The following is a 23,956-nucleotide window of genomic DNA, read 5'->3' on the forward strand; positions in this document are numbered from 1 at the left end:
CAAAATGCTCAACTGTTTATAGGAGGTCAATGATGAAACGCTCTACATTTGGGATCGCAATGAGGATGTTATTTGCTAAGAAACAGCGACTCATCCTAACTTGTATCGGTATTGCTGTTAGCTTCGGTCTGATCATCGTTATAAGTACGTTGTACGGTTCTATGGAGCGTTCCGTGCAAAAAACTTTAGATAGGGAAATAGGAACGTTTGATATGATGGCGGGGTATAATCCCTTTGAAGATAAAGAAGGGAAAAAGTTACTTACGAAAGAGGAGATTTCCAAATTAAGAAATCTGGATGGTGTCATTGGTTCAGGTGTTGCAATCCAGTTCCTGGAGCTTGCAACAAATAGTGCAGTTAGACAGACGGATGGTATTAATTATATTGCAGTCGAGCCTAATGAAATAATATGGAACTTCTATAAATTCACCACATCTTTGCAGCCTAATGAGATGGTGATTACCGAAGAGGTAGCCAGACGTTGGGGAGTGAAGCTGGGGGACACGAAGGAGTTCCCCATGAATAATGACATCGTGCTGAGAAAGGTTGTTGGTGAAATTATTCCTAATTATACATCAGGTCCTGCAGTACTCATGAATATAGATGCCATTCGCCAAGAGTACTCATTGGGTGAGGTTGCCAATACCATATATCTCGATCTAGCAGACGGCGTATCCGATAAGGCTGTTGAGGCAACGATTCGATCAGAAATTGATGGGAATATGGATATAGCGTTACGGTCACAGAACAATACTGTGATGAAGCAAAATATAATGTTTAGATTTATTGCCATCGGATTAGGTGGCATATTATTGCTAGTCAGTATATTGTTCTTGTCTAGTAGCTTCAAACTCATGTTGCTTGGACGTGTACGGGAATTATCGACATTTCGGATGGTTGGGGCTGGTCGGCGAGTCATCTATAAAATGGTCATGATGGAAGCAGCAGTGTTGAATTTGCTAGGCGTTGTGCTCGGTGTTGGTGTAGGAATTGTCTTGTGCAATATCTCAACAAAGTTTATTGATTCGATGATGGGGATTGACTTGAATAATGTGGAGATGGACCCGCGAGTAGTCGTTACAATTGCTCTGTTCGGTTGGTTGCTATTGACGTTGTCCGTCATGAGGATTGCCGTCACTGCTGCCGCCGCTGCCCCACTTGTTGCCGTTCGGCATAGCGAAGAGCAGGGATTAAACAGATCGAATGCTTGGGTTTCAGGAAGTCTTTTCGTCATCGGGTGTGTAATCTTAGGCCTAGCCTGGTTAGATCTAATTAGTAGTAGTGCACGTTTGCTCATTACGCTTATGGGTGGGTTGTTAGCAGCGGGAGGATGTATTCTTGGCACGGGATATATCATTCCTATCGTCTCTCGCAGTAGTGGTTGGTTCATTCGTAAGTTCGCGATTGCTGAAGCTTATTATGCAGTGAAGCAATTCTCAGCATTGCGCAGGCAAAATTCGTTCATCGTTATGCTATTAGCGAGTATCGTGACAGCCTTCATTGCTATTCCAACATTCATAGACAATCTCAACCGTGCAAATGTGGAACAAGTCATGCGTGAGCACATTACGCCGATCGTGATTGAGAAGAAACGTGATGTAATGTCTTCTAACGTAGTAGAGCAAGTGCGTCAAGTGAAAGGCGTTGATCAGGCGCTGCCCATGGGATCATTCCATGCTGTACTCCTTGGAGATATGGATTATGAACGAGCGGATCCAAAATGGTTGAAGCGTAACAGTTATCCTCCCGAGTATTATAAAAAAGGTACACCGTTATATGATACGTTTGAGTATCAATGGTTAGGAGTTGCGCAGACGGATTTTAAGCTGATGCAGCAGATGGGATTAATGAAGGTAGATTATAACGAATTACCATCGGGGATAGTCATACAATCGGAGTATGCTAAGCATATGGGAATAGCCTTAGGGGATACAGTGTATTTGCAAAGAACTAGTCTAGGTGAAAGGTTGGAACAATCTGGGTTGCCCGTAAGCGGAGTGACAGAGCTAACTTTTACAACAAATGAAACGCTTGTTTTAGTAGATCATCACAATCCAAAGGTATCATGGATTGAAGATGATCATAACTACAGTTCTAACGAGATTTTGCCCAAAACGATCTATGTGCAAGTTAGCGAAGGTGCGGATATTACTAGTGTAAGGATTGCGTTACAGAAACTACTAGAAGATGACCCGTTGATCAAGGTAACTGATTTAGATTCGGAGTTATTGCGCAGTGCAGAGCAGTCCAGAGAGCAATACACTATTTTGTGGGCTGTAATGGTAATATTTGTAATAGTGGGCATCGTAGGCGTTATGAATACACTTGGAGCAACATTCCATGCACACCGTAGGGAGTACGCTATACTGCGAGCGATTCATCTAACAACGGCAAAGCTAAGATCTGTGATGATCATACAAGGTCTATTGTATGCAATTACAGCTATTGTTATAGGAATTATAGCCGGTAGTTGGATTATCATTGGATTATTTAGTGGAACCGATGAATTTAATGGATGGACGATAAGCTGGTTTACTATAGCACTACCTATTATTGTTATTGGCGTTATAACGCTTCTTATTTCGTTCTTGTATGCGAAACAGATCGGACTGAATTCCATTACCGAAGAATTAACAGTCGAATAGTCGAAGGTGGTGTATATGGATTATTTAGCACTTATTATGCAAATTGCGCTTGGCTTGATGTTGTTGCTATCAGCGATATTGAAACTATTATCGCTAGGAAGTTTGCTTGACATTATGAACCTACTAAGGTTAACTCCTAATAAATTAAATAAAGTGATTGCTGTTTTACTCGTGGGTGCAGAACTTGCAACGGGTAGCTTGATCTTATTTGGATACTTTGCTCGTATAGCAGCGATTGTAGGTAGTGTACTATTTATAGGCTTTATCGGGTTGCATAGTTATGCATTAGTGCGAAAGATAGATATGACTTGCGGTTGTCATGGGAGATGGACGAGTACAAGGTTGGGTAAGGCAGGGATCGTTCAGAATATTATTTATCTTATCTATGCATTACCAATTATTATTTGGTCAACACAGCCATCGTTGTCTCTATTGATTACTACCTCTATTCAACAAGTTATTACTTTGATATTGTTACCTGCTCTGTTGTTACTTGTTCTTAGTATGTGTACAACTGTGTATTCATTTGAGAAGTCAATCAAGTAATGGAAGCTTAGTGTTGTGTGGGCAGTACTAATGAATTGAGATGGAATGGATGGGGGGATACGTTATGCCGATTTGGCAGCAATCAATGTTAACGCTTTGGCTAGGGATTGCTATATTATTCATCTTGTTGGTACGGTTATGGAGGTTATCCCATCGAGAATTTGCAGAAGAAGGGTTACTACCAGGGTTCGCTATGCCGCCGATACCTGTTTATTCGCTTACTACTGGTGAAGCGCAGCCGTTTGCTACTGTCTACGAAGCGACAGAGGAGCGGCATACTATCTTGTTCGTTGTAGATTATGGATGCACATTTTGCCGTGAAATGATGGCGATTGTACCTAGGATAGCAAAGACATATTCTCACATGCCGATTAAATTGATTATTATGGATGAGAATGCAGAACAGGCGAGAATGATGTGGTCTTTAGCAGGACGAGCATTGCCAGCGGTTAGAGTAGTCTCAGATATTGAAGTCGTCAAGAAATGGCGTATACATCGCTTTCCATTTGTATATGTAATAAATGAACAAGGGGTCGTTGTAGCGCGTCAATCGGTGAACAAGGGGAAGGTTGAACACTTCTTAGATCAGCTATTAGAACGAGAGAATAAGATTGTACCGAGGCGAAGCCGTTATGAAGTCAAAAATTGATCGAAATAAGGTAGATCTAAGAACCTCCTTGCATAACTTATGGAGAATTGTCAGTATCATGTGGCAAGTAAGACCATTGGCATTAACATGCTGGATACTACTATTGCTATTGATTTCAGCAATACCTGCTATGCAAATTTGGTTGCAGAAAATGTCAATAGATGCCATTAGCACTGCTACTGCTCATACTGCAAATTTGTTACCTGTATTATTGCTAGTTGCTTCGACATACGGACTTAATATTATAAATACCATTTTATCGGAGTCAAGTGAATATCTGTTTAATATTACAAAGGAAGATACGAATTTTCGCCTACAGCGTAGCATCTTACGCAAATCAATATATATTCCCTATTACTATTATGAAGATGCTCAATTTTATGATGAATTAAGTATGGTATCACAAGCATTAAGTCGTAGCGGGGCGGAGGTTATTCGCAGTGCCTTTACTTCAATTAGTAACGTTGTTTCCTTAATTACAGTAGTAGTGATGTTGAGTATCGTTCATTGGAGTCTACCTCTATTACTCATTAGCTCTACCCTTCCTGGTATTATTATTTTAGTGATAGCTAAGAAAAGTCGGTATCGTTTAGCGGTGACCACGACTCAACAAGGCAGGGAGATCGACTATACGTTTCGACTTATGCTGTCCAAACACGCGGCGAAAGAAATTCGAATATTTCAGTTAGGAGATTTATTGATCGAACGTTGGACGCATTTATTTGTTAATGTTCGTAATAAAGTATTGAAGCAGTATGCAAAGGAAGGACGAGGGCGCATTGCAGGTGTGCTTATACTGCAGTTATCTGCATTAGCGGTAGCTGTCATCCTTGTGATGCAAATCAATAAGAACGTGTTAACACTAGGAGATTACGTGGCGTTAATGAGTGCTGTTGTAATTGTGCAAGGAACGATGGGAAGCATTGGTGCGAATCTAGGTCAAGTGTTGGAAATGAGCTTATTCATTAATCATTTGTATAAATATTTATCTCTTCCTGAGGCTTCTAAGTCAACAGGTGAATTAGAGTTCCCGAGGCAGTATGAACAATTAAGTGTGAGCGGATTACATTTTACTTATCCGAACACAGAACGTAAAGTGCTGACGGATATTTCTTTTACGGTTAAGCGTGGGGAGACGATTGCCATTGTTGGAGAGAATGGTGCAGGCAAGACGACGCTCATGAACTGTTTACTCGGGTTATACGCGCCATCACAAGGAAATATATATATCGACAACGAACCACTGCAAAGCTTCAATATAGACAGCTACCTGACTCATGTATCGGCGGTTTTCCAACAGTTTGTACAGTATAACTATTCTATTCATGATAATGTTGCTTTTGGAGCAATGCATAAACAATTAAGTCAAGATGAGACGCTAGATGCATTGACAGCAGTAGGATTAACCGAGATGGTGCATCGTTTGTCTGAGGGGATGGATACACGTCTGGGTTCGGAGTTTAAGGGTGGAGTTGAATTGTCTGGAGGACAGTGGCAACGAATAGCGATTGCACGTGCGGCTGTTAGAGATGCTGAAATATTGATTCTTGATGAACCTACATCCGCCTTAGATCCATTAGCAGAACTAGAGATATTCCGAACCTTTCAAAATTTAGCTGCTGGTAGAACTGCATTTATGGTCTCTCATCGCTTAGGTCCCGCACGTCTAGCAGACCGTATACTTGTATTGAAGAATGGAGTATTGGTTGAGCAAGGAAATCATGATGTATTGATCCAATTAGGCGGTGAATATAAAGCGATGTTTCAAGCACAGGCAGATTGGTATCAAGAGGAAAAAGTATATGATGTTGTGGGATAAACGTCGATATCAGTTGAACAAAAGATGTGATGGGGAGGGAGTACTCATGGGAGATTCAAATTCAATATTAGCTGTAAGAAATCTTACGAAGATTTATGGGCAAGAACGGAATCAAGTAGTGGCGCTAGACCATGTAGACTTGGACTTGGCAGCAGGAGAGATTGTCATGTTAATGGGCCCAAGTGGATCAGGTAAGACGACGCTGTTACAGCTCCTAGGCGGACTAGAACCACCTACAGAAGGTAAGATAAAGGTTAAGGATGGCGAGTGGCAGAAGTTCTATCGCGAACCAGAAGTCTCTTATTATCGGCGGGATATGATTGGGTTCGTGTTCCAATTCTTCAATCTCATTAGCGCCTTAACAGCAGAAGAGAACGTAGCACTGCCGCTAATTCTGGCAGGTCAATCCAAGAAGAAGATTACCGCTCTGACAGAGGAGATGTTGCATTTAGTAGGTTTGTCAGAGCGAAGTAAGCATCGTCCAGCGGAGTTGTCTGGAGGTCAGCAACAGCGGGTTGCAATTGCACGTGCGTTAATCCATAAACCAGCTATACTGCTTGCCGATGAGCCAACGGGCAATCTTGACTCTCGTAATTCAGCAGACATACTTGAATTGCTTCTCAATATGCGTGATAAGCTTGGACAGTCGATGCTCATCGTTACTCATGATCCGTATGTTGCTACATATGGTGATCGTGTTGTTCTATTTCGTGATGGACGAATTGTTGATGAGTACAGTGCTGAACACATTGTTGGAGAAGATCGAAATGAGCGCTCATTATACATTATGGAGCGACTGCAATCGATTAGTAATGAACCATGCAGTAAGCAGATAAAGAATAATTAAGTAAATAGAGCTATATTGTAGGATGAAGTAGTAATATTATCAATGGAAAGGATGTAATTATGAGGAAGGTTATGTTCTTTTTGAATACGGTTCGCCAGCTATCTGTTGTTATTGCTACTATAGTAATTGTCGGTTCTTTGTCGTCTTGCTCTAAGGGTCAAGAAGATGTTAATGAACAGGTTCATTCAAGTGTCAACAAAATTCAACAATCTATTGATAATCCAGCATCATCGAAAATGAGCGCGAGTTCTAATCCGTATGACTATGTAAAGAATAACGAAGATTTCGAGGCAATTATTGCTTTAGGAGTCGCTGCATTGCCTGAGCTGAACCAGTTGTTAGACAATTCAGAACAAGATGGCTTAATGGAGTATATCTACGCCATAGCTCTTGAACAGATATCTAAAGTGGATATGAGTAAAGAGACTGATTGGAGTACAGGGAAAGAATTTTTAAAGACATATACGACCTATCTCAAAGAAATTCCCGACAAGGTAAAATTGATAGCCAATGAACCGATCAGCGATACTGAGAAAATTGATCAATTAAAGGAATTAGGCACTCCAGCTATTCCATATATATTCAATATTATTGATAATGGGCATCAGGAATTATCTCCTGCACTCGATTATTTGACAGACAATAAGTCGAAGGGTGATATTAGGAAATGGAGCGTTGAGAATATAGATCAGTTGAATTTGCTCACAAATTTCGTTGAAAAATAAAATGAATGGTTGCAGAGGCTAAGAATAACAAATTCCACAAAAGGACGCCAAGAGGGTGTGCTTTAGATATATATCAGAGTTTTCGGGTCTGAATAATATTTAGAGCAGACAAGCAAGTAGAATCAAGGGTTCGAGGAGATAGCAGTAAAGCTGTTGAAAATAGCAATTTGACTGAAAATAATGAAATAGGCAGGATAATGGGAATAAGTGTAGAGTCCCCTCAGAATTAAAAAGAATTGATGGCTGAAAGGCTGATTTACTGGGACTTTCAGGGATAAAGAGAAAAATAGAGTGTCGGCAATTCATCGTCGCAATTTATTTTTTGTTTGTATGAATAGGTCCTTAATGTGTAATGAGTTTACCGTATAAGCGTGTAATAAATTCGCCTCAAGAAAGAAACTTTTTGAGATAAATTTTTTTAATATTTGACGGATTGTAATATGAAGTGCGATAGTTGCTAAGAGAATAAAAAATGACTCATGGCTGATTCGTGTAGAATGAAGTTACCAGACACCATTCACAAGGAGAATCAGCCCATGATCTATACACATCTTAGCATAATCGAACGTAGCCAGCTAGACATCCTCAACCGACAGGGGTGGATTGTTCGTTCGTGCCATTGCACAAGAAATTGGGCGGCATCTTTCCACGGTACCACGAGAAATGAATCATAATCACGTGGAAGGCGTTTATGAGGCAGAAGTCTCACAACGAGCCTATCAACAGAGACGGGAATTCTCTATACCTGTTGGAAAGTGGACAGCTGAACTAGCCAAGGAAGTCGAAGAAAGGCTTCAGCAGACATGGTCTCCTGAATAAATTTCGCAGGGATACAAGGCGGCTGGAAACACACTGGTTTCTTTCAAAACGATCTACCTCTGGATTTATGCCGGACGATTAGCCCATGGCTGAAGTGAGCATGCTACGTCACAAAGGAAAACGTCGTAAACCGCTAGAAACAAGAAAAAGATTTCTAATGGGTAAATCGATTAAACAGCGCCCCAAGGAAGTCCGCTCCCGCGAGATATTCGGACACTGGGAGCTCGACACCGTGGTCTCATAAAGGCATACGCCTTACCAGCCGATTTATCCTTTACTTGCTGCGTAATGAACAAATAAAGGCCTACGAAATGGGGACGTGAGCTATTCACGTCCCCATTTTAATCGTGATTGAGGCTTGCCGGATCTCTGTCGCACTTGGCTTGACAATCCGTCATTTTTCCTGAAAATGAATATGCAGTAATTTTATTATCATATAAATCTCAATCAAGCAAAACAATAGAAAATTACTGTGAAAAACTAGAGGAATGTGCTAAAAATAAGATTTATTGAATATATAACTAAAAATGTGATTTTATATGACCCTAATATAGCTATAAACCCGAAATTTTGGGACAATCTTAGAGACTTTGAAAAAGAAGATTTTTATTACTTTGCACATTTTCTAAGGAAAAACAACCATAATTTGTTTAGAATGATTTCGAAAGTTTTTAAATTAAAAAATAAGTTTAATGAGTGTAATTTGTTTTACTAAATCAAGTAACTGTGCCAGATTACTTTAAACTCATTCGCTAAATTATTACACACCTATTCACCATAATACCCATAAAATAATCTGCTACTGAACGAATTGAGAAGGATTTTGTTACTACCAGTGTATATTGTCCACCAGTTGATGGCATGAATTGTCCTACTGGTTACAGATCCCTGGGAAAACATTATATGCTTCGTCTGAAGTCCAGAATTGCTCCTCTGAACTTCTGTTTCTTAAATAGCCTTACCAATATATCCCTTTCACCGTCTCCACACATGTGGAGTGCATAATATTGATGGTTCGAAATGAATAGATGAGATGTGACAGTATCGCTCAAGGTAGTTGAAAGATAGGTAGACGAGTCACGTTGAATGCTGCGTGAGGATTGAAAGGCTGAAAGATTGATGAATAAAGGGATGAGGGTTCATGTTATGCCAAAAAACGATAATATGCTGGCAATTCTATGGATGCTGAATTTGGGCGTAAAAATGACAGTAAAACAAATATCCGAAAAGTTAGAAATAAATATAAGGATAGTTTATCGGTATATTGATGCACTATGTGCCAGTGGAGTGCCTATAATATCCGACGCAGGTCATAATGGCGGGTATAGCTTGCTGAATAATTTTATCAGAGCACCTCTGCGATCCGCAGCTTTCGGGCAGAACGAATTCTACAAATCAAGCGTACTTAAATAACATTTAAGCGACCCGAAGCTTTTTCGGCCCGTGAATTATTTATGCAAAATCTGTTGCCTGATTTAGTAGGCAAGGACGGGTTAATTTCTTTAATTATCGGAGGTAGGCCAGAGGCATTGGATGACTTATGCCTGCATTGGTTTTTGGGGCATCATCTGAAAGAGCGGACATCAAACCAAGCAATCTTTTTACTTGAGGAAAAATCAATTCATATATATGTCCCTTATTTTCTCCCATCCTACGGGAAATCCATTCAAGTAATCGAACCACAGAGTTTGAAGGGAAAACTTGTTGCTGTTGCGTCGGAGTTAATGGAATATTATCAACTTTAATTGCTTCGCTGACAGTAGATGTCAGTGAAGTTGTTTTATAATGATGATAATCATTGATTACCGATGGATAGTTGGTATCACTTGATGAATTGTAAAATAAGGAGAACTTGCAAATGAATAATACGGTATATCTTTATGTGTTTGACACAATGGCAGACTGGGAAATAGGTTACTTAACTGCCGAACTGAACTCGGGAAGATATTATAAAAAGGGGCTGGCCCCATCAAAAATAGTTACCGTGGGAATTGAAAAGACTCCTATAACTACAATGGGCGGATTGAAAATACTGCCTGACATTAAACTGGATGAGTGCAGCATTGAAAGCACAGATACATTGATTTTACCCGGTGGAGATACATGGACAGAAACAATTCACCAACCCATCTTAAAAATCGCCCAGAGGTGTTTAAAGGAAGGTATATTGGTTGCAGCGATTTGTGGTGCTACAATGGGACTTGCCCAGACAGGATTGCTGAATTCACGCCCGCATACAAGCAATGATCTGGAATACCTTAAAATGATCTGTCCCACTTACACGGGTAAAGAGTATTACAAAATGGAGTCTGTTGTAACTGATGGAAAATTGATCACTGCATCTGGAATAGCTCCGTTGGAATTTTCTGTACACGTCTTGAAAGCTCTGGGCGTGTTTTCTTCACAAACATTAGATGCCTGGTATAGTCTTAATAAGACTCAAGAATCCAAATATTTCTATGAGTTGATGAATTCAATCCAATAAAGGTATAAGCATAAAATATATGGGAGTGTCAGGTAAATATACAAAGAATGGAACACCCAACGGCTTTACATCTATTACCGTATTTATAACAGTGAAGAATCCTTCTGAATGACTAGGATTGAGGATTTGTCAGAAGTAGAAAGTAGTCGGAGGGTTACTGAATGGGCCAAAAGCTTTGGTGGAGAATAAGTCCAATAATTGTTTTAATAACAAGTGTTAAAAGTGACAATTTGCTGAAGTGATGTAATAGAAATGCTGGTGCCAAATAGTTGACGAAAATAGAAACTTCAAAATTTAGAGGTTGAAAAAGCAATCTTTCGAAAATATACCCTGCCGCCAAGGGCTACAGGTTCTAGCGGCATACTTATCACAGCCACAAGGCATGTGGAGTGCTGTGTGTTGGTTGTGAGAAAGTAGAATTATGGAGCCGCATTCACCTGAGTGTAATATCTATTTTTCACATAATTACGCAAAGCTCAAATCAGTTTCATTTTCTTGAGAAAAAGAGGGTGCTTCCAATAGCGAAATGGGATAACATGCTTTCGATGCTTTGGATGCTTAGAACCGGAAGGAAGCTCACCGCCACGCAGATCGCGGACAGTTTGGAGATCAGCGTTCGCACCGTGTACCGATATATCGACGCATTATGCGCCAGTGGTGTGCCGGTCGTCGCGGAATCGGGCCATGACGGTGGCATTCGTATTCTGGAAAGCTTCAAGGAGACGCCATTGTTCTTCAACTCCGTAGAGGTGAAGGCGCTTGTGGATGCGTTTAAATTTGCGCAAGGCGCTGGCTATCCGTATACAGAGGAGCTGGAAAGCGCGCTGAAGAAGGTGGAGAACGGGCTGCACGAAGAGCAGCGCCACGATCTGTCCCTTCAGTCGAATGGCTTGGATGTGATTTCTCCGTCGCGTCTACCTTCCGTCGTTCCGTTGTTACGTGACCTAGAGCAGGCGGCGAAGGACGGGCTAACGGTTCGCATCACCTATCGCAAAGCGAATGCGGAGCAGGACGACGGACGAGAAGTTGATCCGTACGGGTTGGCTTACGACCGAAACGAATGGTACGCTGTCGCGTTCTGCCATCGGTCGCAGGCGGTGCGGACGTTCCGCGTGGACCGCATCGCGCGGCTGGAGCCGACTGAAGCGCGGTTCGAAAAGCCGGAGCGTTTCTCCGCGTCCGTCTATTTCCGCGACCAGTCCGAGCGGGAACGGGAGGCAGACGGACCGCTGACGGTCATCCGCATCGAGGGAGAGCCCGACACGCTGAACGCGGTTTGCCGCCACTGGCATATGCGCCACTATTTGACGGAACGGACCGATCGGGAGGTGCGGTTTCTGCTCGACGTCCCGACGATGAACAAGCACCTTCCGATGTATCTAATGACGTTCGGCACAGCCATTCGCATTCGGGAGCCGCTGGAGCTGAAGCGTCGGATCCAGGAAGTGGCATATGGAATCGCAAAACATTACGACGAAGATTCCGATTGAACTTCACTGACAACGGTTGTCAGCGAACCTAGTATACGATAGAGACAAGGCTGCGGCAGTGGTAGCCAAACGACGACGAATAAAGGAGAGGTGGATTCATCCATGCTTCAACACCCGCATCAATTGTACGAATATCATGTTTGGGCAAACGACCGACTATTCGCTCACCTGGAGTAGCTTCCAGAAGATGTGTTCCATGCGGAAGTGACGAGCGTGTTCCCGTCCGTATCACAAACGCTTGGGCACATGTACTTGTTCGAACAGCTCTATATGTCTGTGCTAGCGTAAGTTCCGAACAAGGACATTTTTCCGAAGATGCCGGGGTCCCGACCGATTATATATTTTATTTGATGGAACGGCAGGTAGGTCAGCGGTAAATATTGAATATTCTAAGGCAGTGAAAGGCACCCAACTCGGGTGCCTTTCGATTTCGGTCTATAGATGATACGGTGAACCATATTACAAATAGTGGTAAGGCAGAGAATCGAGTTGAAGGTTGAGGCTGTGATACTAAATCTGCAGATGGTGGCTGGGCTTAAATAGCACTCTGCACATGTGGAGTGTCTAATATTGATGATTCTGAAATAATAGATGAGATGTGACAGATTCGCTCAATTACATTGATTAAATGAATTGCGTACACTTAAGGACACGGGCAGCATTTCAATAGCTCTTGTTTGTATGCTCAAAACAATGGTAAAATTATATAGGAACATGTGTTTGTTTTATTGTGTTTTCCAACGGACAGGGGGAAGAGGCGTGGTTGAAATTGTTGAAACAGAGCAATTTTCGGTTATTGGAAAATTAGGAAAGGGGTTTGCTGATGAAGCTCCCCAATTGATACCACCATTATGCCAAGAAGCAAATAGTAACTTTATTGAGATAAGCAAGCTCGCCATCCATCATCATGTGCAAGCGACTGTTAAGGAGCTGATGCGTACATGATCCAATTGACGAACCGCCAGGCACGGCAGTTTCTGTTATTAAAGCACGGGCTGTTGGGAGAATATCAATTTACCGGAAAGCAGGGAGTATTGGATTTTGTGCGGCAGGTCGGTTGTATTCAATACGATCCCATCGATGTTTGCGGAAAAAACGCCGAATTGGTGCTGCAGTCGCGAATCAGAGGATTTACCAAGAACATGCTCGACGAGTTGCTGTATCAAGATAGATTCCTGGTTGATTATCCCGACAAGAATCTGGCTATTATCCCTGTCGAGGACTGGCCGTACTTTGAGCGGTACAGGCAGGCTGCCCGACAACATGCCAAGCGCTATCCCGAAATGGAAGCGTTGGCAGAGCAAGTGCTGACTCACATCCAAAATCGCGGTGTGCTAAGTTCGAATGATCTAAAATTGGATGGAAATTTCACTTGGCAATCGGTCATCCACTGGAGCAGCGGAAACAATTCAACCCGGTCGGTGCTGGAGCAGATGTACTCGACAGGCGAGTTGATTATCCATCACAAAAAAGGAACGCGTAAATACTACGATATCGCCGGGAAGTACATACAGCCAAATCTTCTGAATGCGCCGGAGCCGTTGAAGGGCGAGCTTGAGCATCATAAGTGGCGGGTACTGCGTCGAATCGGCGCTGTTGGCCTTTTATGGAATCGCGGATCCGATGCCTGGCTGAACATATGGGGATTAAAAGCGGAGCAGCGCAACGAGGTTTTCCGCCAGCTGTTGCACGAAGCTCGCATTGTTGCTGTTGCCGTGGAACAAATGAAGGATACACTGTACTGCCGCGCGGAGGATTTGCCGCTTATTGAATCCGTCCTGCACAATCCGGCGCCGAAATTGCGCTGCGAGTTGATTGCCCCTCTAGATAGTTTCATATGGGATAGAAAACTGATCAACGAATTGTTTGGATTCGATTACACTTGGGAGATTTATACGCCTGCAATCAAACGAAAGTTCGGTTATTATGTGCTGCCTCTATTATACGGAGAAAGCCTCATTGGACGAGTTGAGGTAATAGCGGATCGAAAAGCAGGGACGCTTGTTGTTAAAAACATCTGGTACGAGTGCGGCATAAAGCCAACAAAGAAATTGCGAACAGCCTTAGACAGTTGTATCCAGAATTTCGCATTATTCAACGGATGCAAGACGATTTCGACAGAGTCTTTGAACTGATATTTCCAGTTCCCTGGTACCATTTGCCGACGAGTTTCCGCGTACGTCAGAAATTATCGAACTGCTCGCTTGATGGTAATTCATGTAAGGTATGCCGACCGTTTGGCGGTTTTATTTGTGGGGAATTGTGCAACGCTCGGCAGTCCTCACATGTGGAGTGCGTGGTAGTGCTATATCGGGATTAAGTTTGTATATGAAAAATAAACAAAGGACTTCTCACTGGGAAGTCCTTTGTTATGCGGATATTTGCGTGCTAACAGTTCAGTATATTTGATCTTGCGTTTTTTGAAATGGATTCAATTTAACACGCCTAAAGCTGTTGTCTGACATGCATCATATAGGAAGCTCCCAAAAATAGCATATGTGATTTAGCCTTTATATCGAGGAATGGTATTATTAGGTTAGTGGTGTAAAGTCCCTCCGCCATTTTGACAGAAGAGGCGAATTTTTTTGGAATTGGGAGAATTGATAAGGGGTGTCCACTAATAAAAAAGGTAAATAAGAAATTAAAAATACTGGGCGACTTTCTAAAATCGCGCAGAAATCGTCTCCAGCCCGCACAAGCAGGCTTTAATAGTTCGTATGGTCATCGAAGAACGCCGGGACTTCGCAGGGAAGAAGTCGCTATTCTGGCGGGTGTTAGTGCTACTTACTATACCTGGATAGAACAGGGAAGAGAAGTAACAGCATCTAGGGAGGTCATCGAGAATATCGCAAATGCACTGCAGTTGACATCGGATGAGAGAACTCATCTTCTTCAATTGTGGTCTCCTACTGAACCCGAAGTCGTCCCTTCCTCGGAAATGAATTTGAATCCACAATGGCAGCGAATTCTTAATGACTTAAGCTTTCCTTCATTCATAAGTAACGAAAGATCGGATGTGCTGGCTTGGAATAGTGCGACAAAAAATATGTTTACTGATTTCTCTTTACTGTCTGTTCATGAGCGTAATATGATTCGAATGCTCTTTGTTGATCCTGAACAGCGCCAACGGATAGTGAACTGGGAAGAGTTCGCATTGCACTCGGTTGCTTTATTTCGAGGTAACTATGATAAGCATCCGGAAGATCCTTGGTTTGAAACAACTGTACAACAGCTTTGTGAGGAAGATGCAGATTTCGCAGACATGTGGAATCTGCACCAGATTGAGCAAAAGAAAGTTACCCGGATTGTCATTCATAGCCCCAGTATTAGGAGGGCGATTTCGTATGATATCAACTTTTCGTCGAATCCTAATGATGACCCGAACTTACACTTTTGTATTTTTACTCCGGTTGAGTAGAGAACACTTGGTCAAAAGAATAGGGATTTACACGTGCTGCTTACCTGACTAGTACTTTTATTACTAGTATAAACATACTGTGGTTGAACTCGTACCGTTGAGTTAATATGAGCTACAGAGACATTCAACCATTATGAGGTAAGGAGAAATGAGCTATATAACGAGTCAGAAAAGAAAACTTGGACGCCAAGGGCTTGAAGTATCAACCTTAGGTCTTGGCACGATGATGATGCCGAATAACGAAGAATCGGTACGCGTGATTCGGGGAGCCTTGGATCTCGGTGTGACAATGTTTGATACAGCGGATATTTACGGGGAATTTGAGCAGCAACGATTCGGAGAAAATGAGAAATTAGTTGGGCGGGCCCTCAAAGGCAGGCGTGAGGAAGCGGTGATCGCGACGAAATTCGGAATAACGCACACTCAGGGTCCTAAGGGTGATCCTGCCTATATCAAAAAGTCCGTTGACTCAAGTCTGTTACATCTCGGAATCGATTACATCGACCTGTATTATCAGCATCGTTACGATGTGAATACTCCGATTGAAGAGACAGTCGGTGTGTTGTCCGATTTGGTTAAGGAAGGGAAAATTCGTTATATTGGTCTTTCGGAAGCGCCAGCCGATATCATTGTCCGAGCTCATGCTATACATCCGATTACTGCAGTGGAAACCGAATATTCTTTGTGGAGCAGAGAAGTTGAAGACGAAGTCCTTCCGCTATTGAAGGAGCTTGGAATCGGTTTCGTACCTTATAGTCCACTGGGTCGAGGTTTCCTGACTGGGCAAATCAAAAAGTATGAGGATCTGCCTGCGGACGATTACCGCCGCAATTATGAGCGGTTCCAGGGCGAAAATTTCACCAGAAATCTGAATGTGGTATCTCTGATCGAAGAAATGGCTGCGAGAAAAGGTTGCACTTCCGCTCAACTCGCACTGGCGTGGTTGCTCGCACAGGGGGACTTTATCGTTCCGATTCCGGGAACAAAAAGATTGGACAGAGTTCAGGAAAATCTCGGTGCTCTGCAGGTTTCCTTATCAGAAGAAGATTTTGCGGAAATCGAACGTATCTCTCCGAAAGGATCCGCAGCAGGGGGCCGATTCTAAGGCTATTCATAAATAGTGTCAATCTGAGTTCGACTTTCTTACAGGCGTAAAAAGTTGCTAAGAATGCGTATTACAAGTAGATAATTGTGTTCAATGCATAGTCTACAACCGTTGAATACTGTTCAACGGGGTCTATAAACCCAATCAGTGATCGCCTCCTCGTAAACCGAGGGGGTATTTTTGTCGCCATGGGTTGGGCGCCCTACATTGTCCTGCTTATACTATGGTAAACCGTATCACAAATAGGGCGAATAGAAGCAGTTGAAGGCTATTTCACCGATAACAATTGAAAATTCCAAGAGAAGACCAAAAATTCAATTGGATTGTTTGATTATATGGGTTCTTGACGGTACAGTAGTATGATCGATGTGTTGGTTATTGTATTATGGATAATAGAACGACTGGCTCAATAGGTATTTATAAATATAGAACATTTAGGAGGAAACATGTCCTGGAGCAAATTGAAGCAACAGCTGGAGAGCTTTCTCTGTCCTGCGTTATATGGAAGGGTCGAATACCGTGCAACCAGCTACCGTTATTTACCTGATAAAGCAGGACTTTGTTATATTGCAGTAGATAAAAAGAACGTACTCAATATGAGTGATATAAATACCATAATCAGATGGTATCAGACGGAGCTGGAAATTAAGAATGATGCAGGTATCCAAATTCCTATCAACAATGAAGAAATTGAAGCGGTCAGAAAAGATACCAAGGGGATCGTTCCGGAGGATCGTCTAAAAGTAATGGCAAGAAGTAGAAAAATATCAGAATATGCAAAGGAGCTTTTGTCAGCACAGTCATCATTAAGTAAATCAAATTTTATCGTTGTAGCTAATAAGTTTTTAGCTATTTCTATAGAGGAAAGCATAGAGAGCAATGATATCTTATTGAATATTCTAGCTTTGGTGGACAGACGAGTTGGAAAAAGGCGAATTTTAAACATGACCGAGAAGATGAAGTTAAAGCATCCAATTGTGCAGTATTTTTATAAACTACGGCTTAGTACGTTATGAAAATAAATAACAGATGAACCTCCTTATTTCGCCACTCTGTTTGGATTAACATAAACGCCTGATTATTCACAAGATTGTAAAAATGGAATTATTCGACAAAAATTGACTTGATTCTCTGTGAAGTAGTATAATATACCTACGGAGATGATGACACATGGATAATAAAATATTTAAAGGATTTCAAAAAATGAGTCATGAAAATGAGATGAGGTCAATACTTCTCATCCGTGGAGTCAAAGGGATTCTTGAGGAAAAGAAGGCAGAAAGCTTGCTGAAAAAGACATTTCAGAAGAAAAAACATATAGAACTAAAAGCTTGGAAATGAGTTGTCTGATATTTTTATCGGATGGCTTTTTTTTATCTTGTGAATCAAGGCGGGTGAGGATATGGAACGCAATATAGTAATAAGCGATAAAATAAAAGAAGATAATTACAAAGTATTTGCTTTACTGAGCAATTATTTGAACAATGCACCCGACTTTATTAATAAAGAGAAAATTGTTGAGATTGTTCAAAGTGGTGTATCTTCTGAATATGCCTTTGTTGTCATATTAGCTGCTGCCTTCGGACTTGATATTGTTGACCAGGCTGATGATAAGGACTTGTTCAACAAATATTTTAGCAATATGGTTCATAAGCTTGATGCAGATGAGTATTATGACAATTCATATTATAAGAATATTAAGATACCAACGATCAAGATCGGTAATAGTGAATTAAAATATGAAAAATATAAACCTTTTGAAGGTTTTGTTTGTCATGATATCATCCGAACAGAAGAGGGAAGGCAAATTCCGCAAATCGGATTTTTTGAAACTGAATTCATGTTTCCAGCAGTATTAGAAAATGATAGGATCTGGATGACTATTACACCTAATGAAATAGAAACGATGAAAGAAGCTGTTGATCAAGCATTTGGTAACGTACTTACTTTTGGACTTGGGCTTGGCTATTATGCCTATATGATTTCTGAAAAAGAGAATGTGGAAAGCATTACGGTTGTTGAAATGAATGAAGATGTCATTGATTTATTTAATAAATATGTATTACCACAATTCCAGAATGCTCATAAGATTAAGATTATCAAAACAGATGCTTTTGAATATGCACAAAAACACATGTCTAGGGGGAAATATGATTTTGTGTTTACCGATTTATGGCATGATGTTTCTGATGGAATAGACATGTATTTAAAAATGAAAAAGTTTGAAAAACAAAGTCCTGATACTGTATTTACGTATTGGATAGAAAAGTCTATTTTGTGTTATTTATAAAGCCTGTGTTAATAAGAAAGGCATGGTTAGAGTCCTAAAAGAACTTTAATAATTCCTTTTTTTGTATATTTAATTTACTTACCTCGACACTATTAATATACTGAAACCATGGTTGGGATAAGGAGTCAGATGACTTGATAAATAATCAGAAAAGAAAAAAGTGGAAGCTAATAGTTCTGGTAGCTTTATTTTTAATCCTTCTTACAGGTGGGCGGATAGTTTGGATCGCTTTGTTCCATAATACGGATCAGCCATCTGCTAGGGCAGGGCAACTGGATTTAAGAGATTGGGATGCCTCCGAAGGAGGTGTGATTACGCTGGATGGGCAGTGGAAATTTTATTCTCATGAATGGCTCATAGATCAGAATAATGAACAGGAGCTACTTCCACAAATGCTGGAGGTTCCAGGAAGCTGGAATGCTTATTTACAGCCAGAAGAAGAAACCCCGTATGGGTATGGCTCGTATCGGTTGCAAATTCTGATTGATCCAGCAGATGATTTAACCTACAGCATTCGTATACCAAGCATTCGGAGCTCGTCAGCTTTGTATGTAAATGATCGGTTGCTGGCTGGATCGGGCCAACCAGGGGAAAATGAGGAAGAATATGTGGCTAAGAATGTCCCGTACACGGCCTCCTTTTCGACGAATGGTCATAATGTTATTGAGGTCGTTATTCAGGTCGCAAATTATAAGGATTCTCGAGCTAGCGGGATCATTCGCTCGTTGAAGTTCGGGACAGAGGATGCTATTTATCGGGAAACACAACTTTCCATGACTATGCAGCAAATGGTTGCCGTCGTCTTTTTGATGCATGCTGTATATGCGCTCATTTTGTATTTTATGGGAGATCGGAAGAAGAAATTGCTCTATTTTAGCTTGCTGGCTGTTGGTTTGATGCTCAATAACCTTATCGCAAGCGAAGAAAAAATATTGCATTATTGGTTTCCTATTAATTATGAATGGGGATTCAAGCTAGCTCATTTGGCCATTATTGTTGTTACATATTCTCTACTTCAGTGTGTGACAGATCAGATACCCGCACGTTGGCGCAAGGTTATTCCGATGTATTCTGTGTTGTATGTAGTTGCCGTATTGTTGACGATACTCCTGCCTGTGAGGAATATTTTGATGCTTCAGCATTTTTACCTTTTGCTTAATGCTTCGACAATTTTGATAGCCATTGTGCTCTTACTCCGAACATCTAGCAATGAATTCAAAGGCAGTGTGCTATTCGCCTTTTCACTTATAGCAGTCACAAGCAATATGTTATGGGCGGTGTTCTATCAAGCAACGGGCATCAAGATTTTGTACTATCCGTTAGACCTTATTATTGCGACAACCTGCTTTGCCTCTGTCTGGTTCAGAAATTACGTACAGGTGCATGTGGAAACAAAGGAGCTTGCTGCTAAGTTGCTGAGAGCCGATAAACAAAAGGATCTCTTTCTCGCCAATACATCTCATGAATTACGGAATCCGCTTCACGGTATTCTGAATATTTCTCAAGTTGTTTTGGAGAGAGAACAGCATTCACTTCATGAAAAAAGCGTCAAGGATTTGGAGACTATTTTGTCTGTTGGTCGTCGTATGTCCTTGATGTTGAACGACTTGCTTGATTCAATGAGTTTAAAAGAAGGCGCAGTTCGGCTGCACTTTAGCAGTTTTTCTATACACGCGATAGCAATAGGCGTTTTGGATATGCTCCACTTAATGCGAGAGGGAAAGCCCGTTCGTTTTGTGAATCAAATCCCGGAAAGCTTTCCGCAGGTTTTTGCTGATGAGCACCGAGTGATTCAAATTTTATTCAATTTACTACACAATGCACTGAAATATACCAACGAGGGTAAGGTTTCCATTCGTGCAGAAGTAAAGGATGGTAGGGCCTATATAACGATCTCGGATACTGGCATTGGCATGGATGATGAGACGGTGCGTCGAGTATTCGAACCCTATGAGCAAGCTATCTCCGACGAGGCGATGATAGAGGGAGGATTTGGACTTGGACTTAGCATCAGTAAACAGCTTGTGGAATTGCATGGCGGGACGTTGCAAGCTAGTTCTGTTCCTGGTCAAGGCTCCGAGTTTCTATTTTCTTTGCAGCTGTCTGACCAAACTGTCATGCAAGAGGTAACTGAATCTAGCACATTTGAATCGATAACCTTTGAGGAATCAGCAGTAGCTTGTGCATTGCCGGATTCGATTTCGACACAGCCAACGAAGTCATCTATTGATCGTCCCAGAATTCTTGTTGTAGATGATGATCCTGTTAATCTGAAAGTGCTGGAAACGATTCTATCATTAGAGCAATATGACATCATGTTGGTAACCAATGGCAAGCAGGCACTTGAAGTCCTGGGTGCGAAGGAATGGGATTTAGTGATATCTGATGTGATGATGCCTCAGATGTCCGGTTATGAGCTAGCCCGTAAAATTCGTGAAAGGTTTACGATTACAGAGCTTCCAATACTGCTGCTTACGGCAAGAAGTCGGTCCGAGGATATTGAGAATGGCTTTCTATCAGGTGCCAACGATTATGTAACCAAGCCGGTGGATGCTCGTGAAATACGGTCAAGGGTAAGAGCGCTGACCGAAGTGAAGCAGTCTGTTCGTGAACGACTGCGAATGGAAGCCGCTTGGCTTCAGGCACAAATTCAACCACACTTTTTGTTCAACACCTTGAATGCAGTTGCAGCTTTGAGTGAGATCGACTTAGATCAGATGCGTAATTTACTTGAGGTATTTAGTAGCTTTTTAAGAGATAAATTCAAGTTTAAAAATACGGATGAGTTAGCCCCTTTAGAGGATGAGTTAAGTATTGTACGCTCCTATCTCTATATCGAACAGGTAAGATTTGGTGACAGGCTGCAGGTAATATGGGAGATAGAAGATTGCGAGCAATTAGAGATTCCTTTGTTAACGATCCAACCGCTAGTCGAAAATGCCATAAAGCATGGCATCATGAAGCGTGTCCAAGGTGGAAAAATTCTTATTCGCATTGCTAGCTTCGAGACGTATGCAGAAATCGTGGTTGAAGATGACGGAGTGGGGATGGATGAGGATATACTGTTAAAATCACCAGACAGAATATCGAGCACCGGCTCAGGTGTGGGTCTGCGTAATACAGATCTTCGATTAAAGCGACACTTTGGGAAGGGGCTTCAAATTAAGAGTAAGCCGGGTGAAGGAACTTCAATATCATTTATTGTCTACAAAACATAGATAGTTATTGATAAATGGAGCAAGCTCTATCACGAAAGGGAATTCATGATGTCAAAGACTATTTTTACAAATGGGAAAATCTATACACTGGATACCAATCAACCTATTGTTGAAACGATTGTTGTAAATAATGGGAAAATTCTAGATAGCGGTTCAACCGAAGATATGATTCTGCAATGGGGCAGACAGGAATCTAAGATCATTGATCTACAAGGTAAAATGGTGACTCCTGGCATGATTGATAGCCATCTGCATCTCTCTGGTGTTGCATTTAATATTTTAGATTTGGATTTAGTTGGTGTTTCATCAAAAGGCGAAATGCTCTATAAAATAAGTGAAAAAGCAAAAGTAATTCCTGAGGGTAAATGGTTAATTGGAATGGGTTGGGATGAGAATTTATTTACTGATGGTAGTACAATTCCGACGATCCAAGAATTAAATAACGCTGTTCCTCATTGTCCTATCTTTCTGAAAAGAACCTGTTATCATGCATTTCTTGTGAATAGTAAGGCACTTGAAGTGTGTCATTATCATCCATCGATGGAAGTTCCTAAAGGAGGAAAGATTGTTCTAGATCCCGTCACTAGCAAGCCAAGTGGGTTGATACTTGAATCTGCATCAAAGCTCATCACGGATCACATACCGGATAAATCCTATGATGAACTTAAATATGGACTAGAACAAGCGATGCGACTTACTGTAGAATCTGGCTTAACAAGTGTTCATACGAATGATCCTTTATACTTTGGCGGTTTAGATCAAACATACAAACTGTACGATGAAGTTATTAATGATAAACAACTAGGACCAAGATGCAATCTTCTTATTGATTATGTATTCCTGAAGAATTTACAAGAAAGAGGAATGTACACTGGATTCGGTAATGAGAGATTACAAATAGGTGCGATCAAAATGTTTGCTGATGGTGCGTTTGGAAGAAGGACCGCGCTACTGTCAGAATCTTATCATGATGCACCAGGACATTATGGAGAGGCGATGCAAGAACAAGCAAGGCTGGTTGAAATGTGTAAAGAGGTAAGAGCGTCTGGCATGGCCATTGCGGTGCATACCATTGGTGATCAAGCGTTAGAAAATGTGTTGGATGTGTTAGATCAGTTGCCAAAAGGTAAATACCGCGACCGTATCATTCATGCGTCTCTTATACGTGGCGAATTAATCAAGCGATTAGCTGATCCAAGTCGAATTGCAGATATTCAACCCAGATTTGTTGTGAGTGATTATCCATGGATACAAGAAAGACTTGGTGAGGAACGAGAGAAAAATCTCTATGCATGGAGAACCCTCCTATCCTCTGGCGTCATCTGTGCGGGTGGATCTGATGCACCTGTAGAACCATTTGATCCTTTACTAGGTGTTCATGCAGCACTGACACGGAGATTGCCTTCACAATCTCATCATGCAGGTTGGAACGAGATAGAGAAACTATCCATAAGTGAAGCCGTTAAGTTATTTACGATCGGCGGGGCATATGCAACCAACGAAGAGCATATAAAAGGCACATTAACACGTGGAAAGCTCGCTGACATGACGGTGTTTTCACATGATCTATTTACAATGGAGCATCCGGACGAATTATTAAGCACAAATGTGGAAATGACGATTATTGATGGCGAAGTATCGTATATTAAGTAACAGAAATCGATAGTAATGAAATAACCGAGTGAGATTCAGGATGATATTCCTGATCTCGCTCGGTTTTTCTATTTAGAAATATTGAATTACTAATATTATCCGATTGAGGGATGTCATAAAGCCTTTTTAGCTCAGTAGGGGCCAGTCAGATTCTTAGGATGTGTACATATAAATAGATTGAGAAAGAAGCACTTCATTCCCTTAGTGGATTGAAATGCTTTTTTTATTGTTGCTATGAAGCGGTACT

The 23,956-nt window shown here is 41.4% G+C and carries 19 protein-coding genes and 3 pseudogenes; 21 read left to right on the plus strand and 1 reads right to left on the minus strand.

Going from position 1 to position 23,956, the window contains the following annotated elements; all coding sequences use genetic code 11:
- Positions 1-32 precede the first annotated feature (32 nt).
- The 11 genes and pseudogenes from J2T13_RS10445 (at position 33) to J2T13_RS10495 (ending at position 12,025) form a co-directional block, all read left to right on the plus strand.
- The gene (locus J2T13_RS10445; protein ID WP_429370950.1) at positions 33-2,645 is read left to right on the plus strand and encodes an ABC transporter permease; all 2,613 of its coding nucleotides are present in this window, start codon (positions 33-35) and stop codon (positions 2,643-2,645) included.
- 15 nt (positions 2,646-2,660) lie between these two features.
- Positions 2,661-3,191, plus strand: coding sequence for a MauE/DoxX family redox-associated membrane protein (locus J2T13_RS10450; protein WP_429370952.1), 531 nt, complete (start codon positions 2,661-2,663; stop codon positions 3,189-3,191).
- A gap of 64 nt (positions 3,192-3,255) precedes the next feature.
- Positions 3,256-3,840, plus strand: a complete 585-nt coding sequence (locus J2T13_RS10455) for a TlpA family protein disulfide reductase (protein WP_429370954.1) — start codon at positions 3,256-3,258, stop codon at positions 3,838-3,840.
- Positions 3,824-5,659 carry an ABC transporter ATP-binding protein gene (locus J2T13_RS10460; protein WP_429370956.1) on the plus strand — a complete coding sequence of 612 codons (1,836 nt, stop codon included), beginning with the start codon at positions 3,824-3,826 and terminating at the stop codon, positions 5,657-5,659. Before J2T13_RS10455 ends, J2T13_RS10460 begins: the two co-directional genes overlap by 17 nt.
- Positions 5,660-5,705: 46 nt before the next feature.
- A complete protein-coding gene (locus J2T13_RS10465; protein ID WP_429370958.1) occupies positions 5,706-6,506 on the plus strand; it encodes an ABC transporter ATP-binding protein in 801 nt (266 codons plus the stop codon).
- Positions 6,507-6,565: 59 nt separating this feature from the next.
- Positions 6,566-7,231: a hypothetical protein gene (locus tag J2T13_RS10470; RefSeq protein ID WP_429370960.1), complete on the plus strand. Its 666-nt coding sequence runs from the start codon at positions 6,566-6,568 to the stop codon at positions 7,229-7,231.
- 536 nt (positions 7,232-7,767) lie between these two features.
- Positions 7,768-8,291 (plus strand): annotated as a pseudogene (locus tag J2T13_RS10475) (IS30 family transposase); the annotation flags it as partial.
- A gap of 905 nt (positions 8,292-9,196) precedes the next feature.
- Positions 9,197-9,795, plus strand: a pseudogene (locus J2T13_RS10480) (helix-turn-helix transcriptional regulator).
- A gap of 113 nt (positions 9,796-9,908) precedes the next feature.
- On the plus strand, positions 9,909-10,535 hold the full coding sequence (locus J2T13_RS10485; protein WP_429370962.1) for a type 1 glutamine amidotransferase family protein: 627 nt from the start codon (positions 9,909-9,911) through the stop codon (positions 10,533-10,535).
- Positions 10,536-10,554: 19 nt separating this feature from the next.
- A pseudogene (locus J2T13_RS10490) lies at positions 10,555-10,644 on the plus strand (VOC family protein); the annotation flags it as partial.
- 427 nt (positions 10,645-11,071) lie between these two features.
- Positions 11,072-12,025 carry a helix-turn-helix transcriptional regulator gene (locus J2T13_RS10495; RefSeq protein ID WP_429370964.1) on the plus strand — a complete coding sequence of 318 codons (954 nt, stop codon included), beginning with the start codon at positions 11,072-11,074 and terminating at the stop codon, positions 12,023-12,025.
- A 28-nt stretch (positions 12,026-12,053) separates the two neighbouring features.
- Here the strand turns inward: J2T13_RS10495 and J2T13_RS10500 are convergent, their stop codons facing one another.
- On the minus strand, positions 12,054-12,257 hold the full coding sequence (locus J2T13_RS10500) for a hypothetical protein (RefSeq protein ID WP_429371124.1): 204 nt from the start codon (positions 12,255-12,257) through the stop codon (positions 12,054-12,056).
- Between J2T13_RS10500 and J2T13_RS10505 the strand changes: the two genes are divergently transcribed.
- From J2T13_RS10505 to J2T13_RS10550, 10 genes are all read left to right on the plus strand, one after another.
- On the plus strand, positions 12,239-12,313 hold the full coding sequence (locus tag J2T13_RS10505) for a hypothetical protein (RefSeq protein WP_429371114.1): 75 nt from the start codon (positions 12,239-12,241) through the stop codon (positions 12,311-12,313). The two genes, J2T13_RS10500 and J2T13_RS10505, sit on opposite strands and share 19 nt — an antisense overlap.
- A gap of 471 nt (positions 12,314-12,784) precedes the next feature.
- On the plus strand, positions 12,785-12,970 hold the full coding sequence (locus J2T13_RS10510) for a hypothetical protein (protein ID WP_429370966.1): 186 nt from the start codon (positions 12,785-12,787) through the stop codon (positions 12,968-12,970).
- Positions 12,967-14,160, plus strand: coding sequence for a winged helix-turn-helix domain-containing protein (locus J2T13_RS10515; protein ID WP_429370967.1), 1,194 nt, complete (start codon positions 12,967-12,969; stop codon positions 14,158-14,160). Before J2T13_RS10510 ends, J2T13_RS10515 begins: the two co-directional genes overlap by 4 nt.
- Positions 14,161-14,588: 428 nt before the next feature.
- On the plus strand, positions 14,589-15,443 hold the full coding sequence (locus tag J2T13_RS10520; protein WP_429370969.1) for a helix-turn-helix transcriptional regulator: 855 nt from the start codon (positions 14,589-14,591) through the stop codon (positions 15,441-15,443).
- Between the two features lie 148 nt (positions 15,444-15,591).
- Positions 15,592-16,548 (plus strand): aldo/keto reductase, encoded by a 957-nt coding sequence (locus J2T13_RS10525; RefSeq protein WP_429370970.1) that lies wholly within the window; start codon positions 15,592-15,594, stop codon positions 16,546-16,548.
- 446 nt (positions 16,549-16,994) lie between these two features.
- Entirely contained in the window at positions 16,995-17,564 is a 570-nt protein-coding gene (locus J2T13_RS10530; RefSeq protein WP_429370972.1) for an SF0329 family protein, read from the plus strand.
- Between the two features lie 154 nt (positions 17,565-17,718).
- Positions 17,719-17,889, plus strand: coding sequence for a hypothetical protein (locus tag J2T13_RS10535; protein ID WP_429370974.1), 171 nt, complete (start codon positions 17,719-17,721; stop codon positions 17,887-17,889).
- 61 nt (positions 17,890-17,950) lie between these two features.
- Positions 17,951-18,838: a hypothetical protein gene (locus J2T13_RS10540; protein ID WP_429370976.1), complete on the plus strand. Its 888-nt coding sequence runs from the start codon at positions 17,951-17,953 to the stop codon at positions 18,836-18,838.
- Between the two features lie 134 nt (positions 18,839-18,972).
- Entirely contained in the window at positions 18,973-22,056 is a 3,084-nt protein-coding gene (locus J2T13_RS10545; RefSeq protein ID WP_429370978.1) for a hybrid sensor histidine kinase/response regulator, read from the plus strand.
- Positions 22,057-22,104: 48 nt separating this feature from the next.
- Complete coding sequence (locus tag J2T13_RS10550; protein WP_429371116.1) at positions 22,105-23,709, plus strand: amidohydrolase; 1,605 nt, start codon at positions 22,105-22,107, stop codon at positions 23,707-23,709.
- Positions 23,710-23,956 lie beyond the last annotated feature (247 nt).

The organism is Paenibacillus sp. DS2015, from assembly GCF_050433705.1.
Classification (GTDB): domain Bacteria; phylum Bacillota; class Bacilli; order Paenibacillales; family Paenibacillaceae; genus Paenibacillus_AQ.